This window comes from Pseudomonas fluorescens HK44 (genome assembly GCF_000217955.3).
Lineage (GTDB): Bacteria > Pseudomonadota > Gammaproteobacteria > Pseudomonadales > Pseudomonadaceae > Aquipseudomonas > Aquipseudomonas fluorescens_AQ.
The window spans coordinates 201665-214325 of sequence record NZ_AFOY02000007.1 but is presented as its reverse complement, the minus strand read 5'-3'; the positions used below and the strand labels follow the sequence as shown (position 1 = coordinate 214325).

The 12661-nt window shown below is 46.9% G+C and carries 13 protein-coding genes; all 13 read right to left on the bottom strand.

Annotation, left to right across the window (positions count from 1 at the left end):
- Positions 1–311 precede the first annotated feature (311 nt).
- Complete coding sequence (locus HK44_RS06615; RefSeq protein ID WP_019692962.1) at positions 312–647, bottom strand: ComEA family DNA-binding protein; 336 nt, start codon at positions 645–647, stop codon at positions 312–314.
- A gap of 113 nt (positions 648–760) precedes the next feature.
- Positions 761–2755 (bottom strand): polysaccharide biosynthesis protein, encoded by a 1995-nt coding sequence (locus HK44_RS06610; protein WP_019692963.1) that lies wholly within the window; start codon positions 2753–2755, stop codon positions 761–763.
- A gap of 95 nt (positions 2756–2850) precedes the next feature.
- Entirely contained in the window at positions 2851–3876 is a 1026-nt protein-coding gene (locus HK44_RS06605; protein WP_019692964.1) for an MraY family glycosyltransferase, read from the bottom strand.
- On the bottom strand, positions 3873–4838 hold the full coding sequence (locus HK44_RS06600) for a UDP-glucose 4-epimerase family protein (protein WP_019692965.1): 966 nt from the start codon (positions 4836–4838) through the stop codon (positions 3873–3875). The genes HK44_RS06605 and HK44_RS06600 overlap by 4 nt, the downstream gene beginning before the upstream one ends.
- Complete coding sequence (locus HK44_RS06595; protein WP_347249194.1) at positions 4835–5746, bottom strand: glycosyltransferase; 912 nt, start codon at positions 5744–5746, stop codon at positions 4835–4837. The genes HK44_RS06600 and HK44_RS06595 overlap by 4 nt, the downstream gene beginning before the upstream one ends.
- A 29-nt stretch (positions 5747–5775) precedes the next feature.
- A complete protein-coding gene (locus HK44_RS06590) occupies positions 5776–6837 on the bottom strand; it encodes an EpsG family protein (RefSeq protein WP_019692967.1) in 1062 nt (353 codons plus the stop codon).
- Entirely contained in the window at positions 6837–7742 is a 906-nt protein-coding gene (locus HK44_RS06585; RefSeq protein WP_019692968.1) for a glycosyltransferase family 2 protein, read from the bottom strand. The genes HK44_RS06590 and HK44_RS06585 overlap by 1 nt, the downstream gene beginning before the upstream one ends.
- A 21-nt stretch (positions 7743–7763) precedes the next feature.
- Complete coding sequence (locus HK44_RS06580) at positions 7764–8822, bottom strand: glycosyltransferase family 4 protein (protein ID WP_019692969.1); 1059 nt, start codon at positions 8820–8822, stop codon at positions 7764–7766.
- A gap of 10 nt (positions 8823–8832) precedes the next feature.
- Positions 8833–10113: an O-antigen translocase gene (locus tag HK44_RS06575; protein ID WP_019692970.1), complete on the bottom strand. Its 1281-nt coding sequence runs from the start codon at positions 10111–10113 to the stop codon at positions 8833–8835.
- Positions 10110–11240, bottom strand: coding sequence for a DegT/DnrJ/EryC1/StrS family aminotransferase (locus tag HK44_RS06570; RefSeq protein WP_080690590.1), 1131 nt, complete (start codon positions 11238–11240; stop codon positions 10110–10112). Before HK44_RS06570 ends, HK44_RS06575 begins: the two co-directional genes overlap by 4 nt.
- Positions 11237–11701 (bottom strand): acyltransferase, encoded by a 465-nt coding sequence (locus tag HK44_RS06565; protein ID WP_019692972.1) that lies wholly within the window; start codon positions 11699–11701, stop codon positions 11237–11239. The genes HK44_RS06570 and HK44_RS06565 overlap by 4 nt, the downstream gene beginning before the upstream one ends.
- Positions 11694–12083, bottom strand: a complete 390-nt coding sequence (locus HK44_RS06560; protein ID WP_019692973.1) for a sugar 3,4-ketoisomerase — start codon at positions 12081–12083, stop codon at positions 11694–11696. Before HK44_RS06560 ends, HK44_RS06565 begins: the two co-directional genes overlap by 8 nt.
- A gap of 14 nt (positions 12084–12097) precedes the next feature.
- Complete coding sequence (gene rfbC, locus HK44_RS06555) at positions 12098–12661, bottom strand: dTDP-4-dehydrorhamnose 3,5-epimerase (RefSeq protein WP_019692974.1); 564 nt, start codon at positions 12659–12661, stop codon at positions 12098–12100.

Here is a 12661-nt window from a genome sequence, read left to right as displayed (position 1 = left end):
TTTATGGAGCGCTTACCAAGTACTGGGCTTTGGCACTCTTTGCTGCCTCACCCCGCTACGCCGCCACTATCCGCTTCCTGTTCGTCAGGCCAGCATTTTGCCTCGGGCTTCCTTCAGATTCGCAGTCACCCGCGACACCCTTGCCTCTGGCTAACACTTCCCCTTGCCGGGTGTGTAGAGGACTTTCACCTCCAAGTCACCAGCGTGGCCACCACAGCCAAGCTGGTTGCGCTTACGCGCAACGCGCCATGCCTGGCGCACAAACAAAAAAAGGCCGGTCAATGACCGGCCTCTGGCGCTAGCGATAAGAATCAGTTCACCTCAAGCTTGTCGCGATTCTTGTCCAGAATCGCCTTGCCGATGCCCTTGACCTCCAGCAACTCATCCACCGAGGAAAATGGCCCATTACTCTCTCGATACGCAACAATCGACTTGGCCTTGGCCTCACCCACTCCGGCGAGCTCTCGCTGCAGGGTCGTTGCATCTACTGTATTGAGATTGACTTTCGCAGCCTCCCCGGACGGTGCAACCTGCATCGTCGATGGCGAGGTTACAGCCTCTATTTTGGTCGCCGGTGCAGCGATAGCAGCAACAGAGGCGCTGGTAAGCAGGGCAAAAACCAGGGAGTAGAAATAGCCTGTACGCATAAGTGACGCTCCATGACATCGATAAGAAAGAGCAGCTTTTCCGAAGCTGCCTTCCAAACTTAGGCGATGTCTGGAGCCTGTCAAAAATGTGTCCGTTACAGAGTGTGTAACAATCAGGGTTCGAGACGGCGTTGCTGGTAGATCCAGTCGACGATATCACCGTCAGGGGTGTAGCCACTGACAGTTTCGCGCAACAACTGACGCACTCGCGAGTAGTCATCTTGCTCAACGGCAACAAGCAGTTCAGCAAGCTTCAACTTGAGAATATCCCAAGAAAGGTGGTCCTCGTTTGCAGTCATTATCATCGGATGTTGAGTAGCAGAGACGTTGTCCCCGATCAGCAGTTCTTCGTAAAGCTTTTCACCAGGTCGCAGACCTGTGAACTCAATCGAAATATCGCCGTGCAAATTCTTGTCCGAACGTACACTCAAACCGGACAGGTGAATCATCTTCTCAGCTAATTCAACAATCCTCACTGGCTCACCCATATCCAGCACAAATACATCGCCACCCTGCCCCATCGAGCCAGCCTGGATCACCAACTGCGCCGCCTCAGGAATGGTCATGAAGTATCGGGTAATCTTCGGGTGGGTGACAGTCAATGGCCCACCGGACCTGATCTGCTTATGGAACAGCGGAATGACCGAACCAGAAGAACCCAGCACATTCCCGAAACGGACCATCGTGAAGCGGGTTTTGTTAACTCGGGAGATGTTGGAGTTGTCACCAAACAACACCGGAGCCAACTCTCGGCTGAGTGCTTGCAATGTCAACTCTGCAAGGCGTTTGGTACTGCCCATCACATTGGTAGGACGCACAGCCTTGTCTGTGGAGATCAGTACAAAGTTCTCTACGCCCGCCGTCAAGGCTGCTTGCGCAGTATTCAGCGTGCCGATCACATTGTTGAGCACGCCTTCGGCGATATTGTGTTCGACCATCGGCACATGTTTGTACGCCGCAGCGTGATAAACCGTGTCCACCTTCCAGGTTTTCATCACATCCAACAGCTTGTTCTGGTTGCGTATCGACCCCAGGATAGGCAAAAGACGAACAGACAACGATTCGCGAGCGATTCGTTGCTCAAGTTCCGACATGATTGAGTAAAGGTTGAACTCACTGTGTTCAAAGAGCAGCAACGTCGTAGGGCGTAATGCAAGAATTTGCCGGCATAACTCCGAGCCTATAGACCCACCAGCCCCCGTCACAAGTACCACTTGCTCCTTGATGCAGTGCTCAAGCAGATCGCCCAGCGCCGGGACCGCATCACGACCCAACAAGTCGGCGATGTCTACTTCCTGAATATCATCGACCTTGACCCGACCGCTCGCCAGATCCATAAACCCGGGAACACTTCGTACATGAAGCGGAAAACCTTCGAGAAAACCGAGAATCTCTCGGCGGCGGCCACGGTTCGAAGAGGGAATGGCCAGAAGAATTTCTTGCGCCCCGGTTGCCTCGATCATCTGCTGAATATGCTTGGGTTTGTATACCTGCAACCCGGAGATAACTCGGTCAGCAATTCCATTGTCATCATCAATAAATGCCACTGGACGCATCACTCGTCCCATGCGCAGTGCAGCGACAAGCTGATTACCAGCAGCGCCCGCACCATAGATGGCTACCCTCGGTAATCCGTTATCCCTGCTCGTGAATGGTACGTGTTGAGCAGCGGCAAACCAGTCCCCCAGGAAATACTGGCGCATCGCCATGCGCAGTCCGCCAATCATGATCAGGCTAAGCCACCAATAGTTGAAGATGATCGAGCGCGGAACGACGTTCTCATGATTGCTGTACCAATACACAACCACACCCAGGATAAGGGCTGACAAGCTGACGGCCTTGATGATTGTTATTAATGCATCGTTGCCAAAATAACGCATCACAGCGCGGTACATCCCGAAGCGAATGAACAGCGGGATGGCCACCAATGGGGCAGCGAGGAACAGCCAGAAATGTCTGCTGACAGGATCAATCATTTCGTCGATGCCAAGACGCACGACAAAGGCCAACCACAAAGCGAGCCAAACCAACACCACGTCCATTCCAACCTGGATCAACCGCTTTTGTCGACGCGGAAGCGCCAATAGAAACGCTCTAACTTTGCCCATGAATTGCCCACCGTTCTTTACTACCTGGCCCTAAACGTTCAGGAACGCACATTACGTACTACTTCGGCACGCAATGAAGACCAAAAATTGTCAATTTAGTTTAAGGTGGAATGTTCTACCGCACCCGAGCTAAATTTAATTGCTAGAAAAATCAGTGGGATATAAGCGAAACCCAATCCAAGAAAACCATCCAGCCGAAGCTTTATGACTAAAAAAGCGATTGGCAATAGCCAAAAAATATTTATACAAAACACGGCGACCGTCACGGGCAAATGTTTACCAAACTTACGTGATGCGAACTGGTAACCATGACTTCTGTGGGCTTCATATACCTTCTCCCCTCGAAGCAATCTGCGCACCAATGTAAAAGTGGCATCGCAAATAAATACGCCCAGCATGATCAGCCAAGCCCAGAGAAAACCGGGTTCTGCCCACGCGGCTTGCAGCGATAGAATACCCAGCGTAATCCCGAGGAAACCGCTGCCTGCATCACCCATGAAAATTTTAGCTGGAGGGAAATTCCAAAAAAGAAATCCGGTTACCGCCATCGCGAGAATCGCTGGCGCCCAAATCAAATTCTGGAAGCCGAAAAAAAAGTAGATGGTACACATCCCAAAACAGGCACTGATAGCCTCGACGCTGGCAAGTCCGTCGATACCATCCATAAAATTATAAAGATTGAGCATCCAGACAAGATAAAACGCTGCAAGTGCATGACCTATCCAACCCAAATCGATAGAGCCCCCCAAAACGCTCAAGGCTGGTAAACCATTGAACCAGAACAGCGCCCATAGCGCTGCTAAAAAATGCCCTAACAAACGCCAACGCGCGGCAATGTGCCCGTGATCATCCATAAAACCGATCACCGCGACGAGGCTCCCAGCGCCTACCAACCCAGTTATCCAAGCATAGGGTTGTAGTTGAAGACATCCGAGCAAAACAAGCGAAATCAAGAATGTCACTACAATCGCAACTCCACCGCCACGAGGAGTAGGAATTGAATGGGAGCTCCGTGCGTTGGGGATATCAATGATGCTGCGATGCAACGCGTATCGTCGTAACACCGCCGTCAAAACCAGAGACAACAACGCAACAATCGGAAAAACATACCAATACTTCATTTAGTTCGCTCGTTCAAAAAATGATCTGCCGTCTTGCGTAGCCCCTGATCCACAGTGATCACAGGGCTCCAACCCAACAAGGAGCGAGCCTTGGTAGTATCGACCTGCAGAGAACCGCAAAGCCGTTGGGAAAGTGCCGCCTTACCCAACAAATTAGCGCCAGCTGTCAGCATCCACTCTGGCACAGGTAACAGACGCGCAGGACTACTCAGCACTTTTGCGAGCTTTTGTAGTAGTTGCGTGGTGGAAACATCCTCGCCATCACTCACCAAAAACGTCTGATCACAAGCCGCAGGGTGACTTACACACGTCATTATAAAATCCACCAGGTTATCCAGTGCAACCAGGCTTCGCTGATTATGTATTGCACCGAATGGCAACGGGATACCCCTGTGCAACCACTTCATCATGTTCTCGAAATTGGCAGATACCCCAGGACCATAAACGAGCACTGGACGAATAATGACGACTTCCAAGCCTGTCTCGGCAGCAAGCAGACGCAGACCTGCTTCGGCCTCCATTTTGGACACACCATACGGATCAACGGGCGCTGGCACATCAGTTTCCCGATATGGATGCCCAGGTAGGGTCGTTTCTCCATTGACCTTTACGGAACTTACAAAGATGAACCGCTTGGCGCCAGCCATTGCTGCACTACGTGCCAATTTCAAGGTATGCCCGACATTGACCAGACGAAAAGCAGCCAGAGGGTCAGCCTCTGTATCGTTCATGACGTGGACACGAGACGCGAGATGGATCACGACCTCAGCACCGTTCAGTGCGTTGAGATCGGCATCGATCATGGAAAAATCGGGCACATGATGGTAAACGACATTTTTGACGGGCTGAGCGGGTGCGCGACGAACCATCGCGCCTATGTGATAGTCAGCAACGCTTGTGAGTTTTTCAATCAGACAACTTCCCACAAACCCACTACTGCCAGTAACCAATATTCTGGTCATTTCTTCTGTCTCAAAATTGCCAGTACGATACACAATCCTGTGAATACTATTTTATCGCGAACACGCCTACGACACTTATGACCGGAAAAGGCTAAGCGAATCAGGTCGAGCCGGCGAAGACTTATCCAACTCTGGACGAAAGGAGTATTTTCAACCCCCGTCAACCTGGAAATCAGAGCGGCCTGATTTAGCCACCAGCCGTCAAAAATCTGCGATAATCGAATTCGAAACGCTTTAAAGCCGCTATTAACTCCAACCTGATTGTTACCATGTTGCCGATAGCGCATATATGAGTGGTCATCTATGACCCACTTGTACCCATGAGTACGACTGAAGGCATAGCAGTACCAATCATGAAGCGTAACATTCTGAATATCCGAAAAACGATTGGCAACATGCTTCTGTAAATCGCGAAATAGCTCTTTTGAGAACACGTAGGTACAGCCTGGGCCAGCGGCTTCGAACAGGTGATCGAACTGAACCTGCGGCTGAGACTTGACGATCATGGTTTCTTGACCATCAGGCCAAAACGCCATGACATTGCCCGAATAGCCATGAGCGTGTGTCGATGACATCACTCCAACAGCTTCGATCAATTTGTTGGGCAGCCAGATATCATCTTGATCAGCAAAGGAAAAATAATCAAATTCGGCGAGGGGTGCTTCATTGATCAGCCGGAAGAAATTAGGTGCAGCGCCCCCGAACTTCCCTCCATGCTCAAGGTTCACGACCTGCGGATTGCGCTCGGACAACGCACTGACCCACTCCTCAGTCCCATCACTTGAGCTGTCGACGCTGATGAGCAAGGTCACCGAAACACCTTGCTGATCGAGGATTGAATTGATCTGTTCAGAGATCCATTGCATGCCGTTATAAGCAGCAAGAAGCACAAGGAACTTAGGCTTCACAAATATACCCATATCAAGAAAACAAAAAACTAAGACAATACCGAATGATAATCTTCGACCATCTTCAAAGATGAAACATAGAAAACGGCGGCTATTCCAACAAGCATTAGCGAATAGATAATTCTGCTTCGATAGTTAAATAATCGCATCAACATGGCAAAACAAGCCATATCAAAAAAACCAAAAACCTCGGCAGCTCTCAATGAAAAAGAGTCATTCCAGGAGAGCAACACCTGCAGCGCCAAACCTACAACCGACATACATAAGACAAAGCGTTCAACTTCTGTGAGTCGCTCATAAAATATTATCAACACCGTCACGACCAAGGTAAAGCGAACCAGAAAATAGAATGAGAATAATGACAGCGCAGCTGTATGGTACTCTCCGTTAAGATAAGGGGCAAGGCGACTAAACTCACTCAAGCTGTCAGTAAAACCTGAAATCAAAGTACTTAACGCAAAAGCCGAGCCTAAGAGAACGGCAATACTAGCTCGTCCAAAGTATCTAAACCCAAGCATGACAAACACAAAACATGGAAGAAACACCATGACCGAAAAATGAAAGCTGAGCGCTAGAAAATAGAAAATCAGTCCTTTTGTTTTCTGTCCTGTATAAAAAAACATTATCCCGCAAGAGGCGAGTGCTATCGCAGCCCCTACCCGAACCTGAACCATATCGTGAACGATATAGAATCGAGAAAAAATCAGGAAGAAAAGAAAATATGAAAAACAACCACGAAAAACCACATTCGAAAAAATCGCCTTGGCCTGTAGCGAAATAAACGCAATAAAAGAAAAAAACACAAAATCAGGTAGACCAAGCCAATTTATAAAACTGAACGTAAGTAAAAAGCCCGGATCTTTAAACTCTTCAAAAATAGATTCAGGTGACTTTCCGACGCGGTACAGCCAGTCAATGTAATTGAAATAGTCTGGCGCTACGTCGGGCGCCCGCAGCCCTGCAAACATAACCAGATACAAAAGCAAAATAGCAAATACTGTACGCGAAAAAATTATCATATTTCTCTCATCGCGCACCAATGAAAAAAAACCGCATAACAAAGCAGCTAAAAATATTGATAGGTACAACATCAAAACCTACCCTTGAACATATTCCTTACTACTCCATCATAAAAAGCAAGACACAACAACTTTGCAGAATATAACTTTTTCTGAGAGCACAACGTATAACAAACAACATAATAAGGAATCTTTCGTGCAAACCGAAAGCGAGTCTGAAACCGAATCTTACTCCACAAAGCAAGATAAGTTGCATTCCTTACAATAAAATAATTTCGAAAATCACTATGCAGGGTAATTCGCTTCCCTAGCAGAGTTACAAACTCATCACCAATACTGTGGCGCATTGTAACAAGCGGAGTCAAATAGGATCCATAACCAACCGAGGAGGCTCTCTCCCCCCACTCAATATCGACCCAGTCGATAAATAAGCTTTCCTGCATCAATCCAACCACATTGAAAACACTGATCCGAATTAACGAACCCGAAGCAATAATGTAATTACTCATGACAGGTAACGTAGAACTTAAATCAATTTCAACACTCTTCGTGCCCAAGAATGATGGTTTCAGTGCTGGAGCAGCATCACCTGTTTTCTCATCGATAAAAACAGGTCCAATTGCACCAACTTTAACACCCGCATCGAGCAATTTTTGCTCTTCAACCAATAAGGTCTCAACGGTACCCGGTGATAACTCACTGTCTTGGTCAAGCAACAAAACATGTGAATAGCCAGCCTTTTCAGCCAGTTGAACACCAACATTGTGCGCACGTGCTATACCGTAATTATCCTGAAGGGCGTGGTAAAATAAATTTTCATCATCAAACCTCCCTTGATAGTTTTCAATACCAGCACCTGGGGTGTTATCAACAACGTAAACAAATTGCACTTGTTCAGAAATGCTGAGCAACAGCCTGTCAAGTACGACCAGATCCGGATTAAAAAGCACTACTACTGCGGCAACGGAAGCTTTCATATTAATATACTTAAGATGTAGTTAACGTAGAGAAGAAAATGAAACAAGCATCTTTCGTGCTATCTCTGACCATTCATATGCTTTCACGTCATGCTCCGCACGAGTCCGCATAGCAGCCAAAGCTTCCCGATCCAACTGGAGGTAACGTAATATCTGGGATACTATCTTCTCAATCGTTACCTGTTCAATATACAATGAGTTGCTTTCAGTGGCCGGCCCATAGTTGGAAACCACTATACATCCGGAAGCCAGGGACTCCAAACAAGGGTAGTGAAACGCATTATCTTGGATAAGCCCGGTAGCAATAAACAAGTCAACGCTTTTATAAAACTCTGCCAAATAATCATCTCCGTGAGGCGAGCACATCTGGATAAAGTCGTAACTTTTTAAATCTACAGTCCTAGGAAGTTCGAATGCCACCTTTAAAATCAAATTTTTACCTGTGAAGGCTCTAACAAACTTCACCGCCTCCACAATCTCATAAGTCCCTTTCCATGCAAGCTCTCGACCTATGCATCCTAGAACTATTTCTTCGGAAGGAAATGACCTCGGTGAGAACTTGAATACTTCCAAATCAATACCGGGCTCGACAACAAACTTCGCCCTTAACAGCTTATGGCTCTGATAAATCGCCCCATTTACAATTCGCCGAAGCGGCAAAAAATATGAGACCGACGCCATTAAATAGCCAAGAAAACCTATAAAGCTTTTCTTATCATAAAATTCAGGTTCATAAGCTTGAATATAATAAAAGCCTTTACCTGTACCTAGAGCACCAAACGCGACGGGGAACGCAGTTAAATTGTAGCTAGCCAAAAAAATATCATATTCTTTTCGGTGCTTGAGAATAAACAAAAACATCCCTACAAGGTTAAATATTCCTCGCACCACTGGAACACGATGAAAAATATTTGAAAACGTTCTTACATTAGCGAGAGTCGGATAATAAGGCTTGTTAATGAAGTCTGGACCTAAAAACTCCACTTCGTGCCCACTCTCTATTAACTCACTAGAAAGCCTCGACAACACCCTCATCCCACCTGCGCTTGAAAATGCAAGCATAGGGATTAAAATTTTCATTTAGCTCTCCTCACCTTATCGAGGGGTCAGTCTGACCATTAGAATTCGCACTTAGTGCGTACGCTACGCAAACGGCCATAACAATCCAGTATAGAAAGTAATTGAATGCATAGGCTTCAACCACCCCGTCAAAACCATGCCATCGGGTGAACAGTAAAACTAACAAATACCACGATATGGAAAACAACACCTCAGTAACTATATACAGTTTGTACATGGTTTTACCCAACATCACATACGCAAGTATCCAGCTTCCAATTTTCATTACATCGCCGACGAGTTGAAACGCAAATAGATCTCTCATCGGTAGAAATTGTTTACTAAACAACATATATATGATGAAATCGCGTAAAAAATACACCGCCATACAGCATACTATCGCAACAGGAAGTACAAACTTATAACCTTCAATGACCTCTTTCAGAACAGCGGTATAACCAACCAATTCAGAAAGACGGGGTAGATAATAAACACCTAGGGTGGTGGTCACCAGCAAGAGATATGCACTGCTTAGCCGCCACATTGCCTCCCAGTAACCAGCATACTCGACTCCAAACTCGCTTATTAAGTGATCACGAATCAATATCTGAGCAACGGGAAGACATACCGCTGTGGTCAATGCCATTGCAGCATACTTACTTAAATCAAGAGCTACACCTTTATCAAACCGACCAAAAAAATATTCAACTCGAAACCATTCTGCTTGCCGACATAAAAAAACAGTCGTAACGAATGCCAGCGCTTGATATATCCCAAGGGAAACCAAGGCTCCATAGAGCCCTAAAAACCAGGTAAGTAAACCGGTGACTATCAACGATAAAAAGCTGCCAGCGATGTTGGCAATCACCAGTGTTTTAACGTCTTTTTTTCCATTGATAATGGCGAGCAACAGAGCATTAAATGTAAAGAATATCAGCGACAACGCAATCCATAAAAAGACACTGGAGTACTCAACTTTTTTAAAAAAATACAGTGACAACTTATCACTGAACACTGCAACCGCAACACCTACAGCAAGAGAGCCTACAATAGCAAAAGTTGTTGAGGTCTTCCAAACCGTGTGCTGCCTGCTTGGATAATCAATATACTCAGCTGTATATTTGGTAACACCTGTATTGACGGCGCCGCTGGAAAGCGTTGTTATCATCGTCAAGGCGTTCTGTAGCTGCCCCAACGCTGCATAACCTGACGGCCCGACATACAACGCCAAGATTTTATTTATTCCCAATAAGGTCAACATTTTAATGACAACAGCTATTCCATTAAAAAAACTCGTTTTAACAAGATTCATTTAATTTCTTTAGCCAAAAAACTATTGCATGCCTGTACTACTGTTTCAGCTTCGCTCAGCGACAAAGTTGGCCCCATTGGCAAACTCAAGATCTGACTATGTATTTTCTCTGAAATCGGAAACGAGCAGCCGGCCAACTCAGCATAAGCTTGCTGATGATGTGGAGGAATCGGGTAGTGGATCAACGTTTGAGCGCCACTTTCCAGCAAATGTTTTTGAAGCGCTTCTCTTTGCTCGCACAGTACGGTGTATACATGCCAAACGTGGCTGGCATTCTGCAAAGATTCGAATCGCTCCGACACAGGCAAAACGATCGCAGGGTTGTCGATGGTTCGGGTGTACAGGTCTGCAATCTCGCGGCGGTGGGCCGTTTGCTCATCCAGATATTTGAGTTTTACAGACAAACACGCTGCCTGAATCTCATCCAGACGGCTGTTCACGCCACGATAGAGGTTCTTATACTTCTCGTGGGAGCCATAGTTACGCAGTGCTCGCAGAGTCGTTGCCAAGAGATCGTCATTTGTCGTAACAGCGCCCGCATCGCCCAGCGCCCCAAGATTCTTGCCAGGATAGAAGCTGAAACCGGAAGCATTCCCCCAGCTACCCGCTTTTTTCCCGTCGATACTTGCGCCATGAGACTGCGCAGAATCTTCGAGAACCAGCAGTCCGCGGCGTTGCGCAAGGTCCATAATCCTTGGCATATCAGCCAATCGACCATAGAGATGAACGGGCAAGATTGCCTTGGTTCTGGAAGTAATTGCTGCCTCTGCTTTTACAGGGCAGATATTGAATGTAGCAACGTCGGGCTCTACCAGAACGGGAACAAGGCCATTCTCCGATACAGCCAAAATACTAGCAATGTAGGTGTTGGATGGAACCAGAATTTCATCGCCTTCGCTAAGAAGGCCAAGCTCTTTCCAGGCTCTAATGACCAATTCCAGAGCATCAAGGCCGTTGGCAACGCCTATACAATGCTTAGTACCGCAATACTCCGAGAACTCTTTCTCGAATTGTAAAAGCTCGCCACCACCGATGTACCAACCAGAGTCGATAACACGCGTGCAAGCTTCAATTAGTTCTTCACGGCAAGTCTGGTTGATAGTTTTTAAGTCAAGAAAACTAATCATTTGGTCAAATACCTGATCACTTTAGCTGGGTTGCCCACGACGACTGCTCGGTCCGGAACATCAGAAACGACTACAGCCCCAGCACCAACCATGGCTTCTTCGCCGATGGTTACACCAGGCAATATCGTTGCATTAGCTCCGACACTTGCACCTTGTTTGATAATAATGCCTGAAAATGCTTCTGGGTAAATTTTGGAACGCGGCATTACATCATTGGTGAACGTGGCGTTGGGACCAATAAATACATTATCAGCAACCACGGTCCCTTCCCAAAGATAAACCCCGGACTTGATGGTAACGTTATTTCCAACAACAACACCATTTTCCACCAAGGTATGAGCGCAGATATTACAGTTCTCTCCAACGACGGCGCCGTCAAAAACAACTGCAAACTGCCAAATCCGGGTGTCCTTACCGATAGCTTTACTTTTCACATCGGCGAGAGGATGTATTTTAGGCACTTTTAGTCAACTCACTGAATATACTGTAGTCCCTGATATAATCTTGCTCGTCATAAAAATCACTAGCCAATACAAGCAACACGCAATCAGAACTAAAATCGTGCATTTCGTGCCAGATCATTTTATCAATCACTATGGCTTTATCAGGAGCATCCAGCCATATCTCTTCCGTGCGCAGACCATCATCCATTTTCATCAGACAACGACCCGACACGCACACAGCAACTTGTACGAGTTCTTTATGAGCATGAAAACCGCGCGGCACGCCCGGCTGAGTGTCGGTCAAATAATAAACCCGCTTAATTTCGAACGGGATATTCTTGTCACCCTCAAGAGCGATCAGATGCCCCCGCTCGTCACCCAACGTATTGATGTCAAGCATCCGAACCAGGCTCATTACCGCACCACCGACAAGCTATCGACACTGGGGGCCTGATCATCTTTTTCGCTGACAATATAGCTCTCAGCACCTGGCCACTTAATACCCAGTTGAGGATCGCTCCAGTGAAGCGAACCTTCAGACTGTTTGTCATAGTAGTTCGTTGTTTTGTAAAGGAAGTGAGTATCATCCTCCAACGCAACAAATCCGTGTGCAAAGCCTTCCGGAATCCAGAGCATTCTATTGTTGGAGCTGCTTAACTCCACACTTACCCATTTCAAATAGGTAGGAGAATCAGGTCTGATGTCTACCGCGACATCAAATGCAGCACCTCGAACGACCCGAACAAGCTTCCCCTGCGCAAAAGGTGCACGCTGGAAGTGTAAACCTCGCAGCACACCTTTCGCCGAACAGGAATGGTTGTCCTGGACGAACGCACGCGGCACAGACAAACCAAGACATTCCAGTGCCCTGTGAAACTTTTCCTCGTGAAAACTTTCCATGAACCAGCCGCGCTCATCGCTAAAAACTGCCGGTTCAATAATGACCACATCAGGAATGGAGGTTTGAATCAGGTTCAT

What these genes read in the sequence shown, in the direction of transcription:
- rfbC (WP_019692974.1), bottom strand. Translation starts at nt 12,661, where the DNA reads ATGAACCTGATTCAAACCTCCATTCCTGATGTGGTCATTATTGAACCG.
- HK44_RS06570 (WP_080690590.1), bottom strand. Translation starts at nt 11,240, where the DNA reads ATGATTAGTTTTCTTGACTTAAAAACTATCAACCAGACTTGCCGTGAA.
- HK44_RS06610 (WP_019692963.1), bottom strand. Translation starts at nt 2,755, where the DNA reads ATGGGCAAAGTTAGAGCGTTTCTATTGGCGCTTCCGCGTCGACAAAAG.
- HK44_RS06575 (WP_019692970.1), bottom strand. Translation starts at nt 10,113, where the DNA reads ATGAATCTTGTTAAAACGAGTTTTTTTAATGGAATAGCTGTTGTCATT.
- HK44_RS06560 (WP_019692973.1), bottom strand. Translation starts at nt 12,083, where the DNA reads ATGCTTGACATCAATACGTTGGGTGACGAGCGGGGGCATCTGATCGCT.
- HK44_RS06590 (WP_019692967.1), bottom strand. Translation starts at nt 6,837, where the DNA reads ATGTTGTACCTATCAATATTTTTAGCTGCTTTGTTATGCGGTTTTTTT.
- HK44_RS06615 (WP_019692962.1), bottom strand. Translation starts at nt 647, where the DNA reads ATGCGTACAGGCTATTTCTACTCCCTGGTTTTTGCCCTGCTTACCAGC.
- HK44_RS06600 (WP_019692965.1), bottom strand. Translation starts at nt 4,838, where the DNA reads ATGACCAGAATATTGGTTACTGGCAGTAGTGGGTTTGTGGGAAGTTGT.
- HK44_RS06585 (WP_019692968.1), bottom strand. Translation starts at nt 7,742, where the DNA reads ATGAAAGCTTCCGTTGCCGCAGTAGTAGTGCTTTTTAATCCGGATCTG.
- HK44_RS06605 (WP_019692964.1), bottom strand. Translation starts at nt 3,876, where the DNA reads ATGAAGTATTGGTATGTTTTTCCGATTGTTGCGTTGTTGTCTCTGGTT.
- HK44_RS06580 (WP_019692969.1), bottom strand. Translation starts at nt 8,822, where the DNA reads ATGAAAATTTTAATCCCTATGCTTGCATTTTCAAGCGCAGGTGGGATG.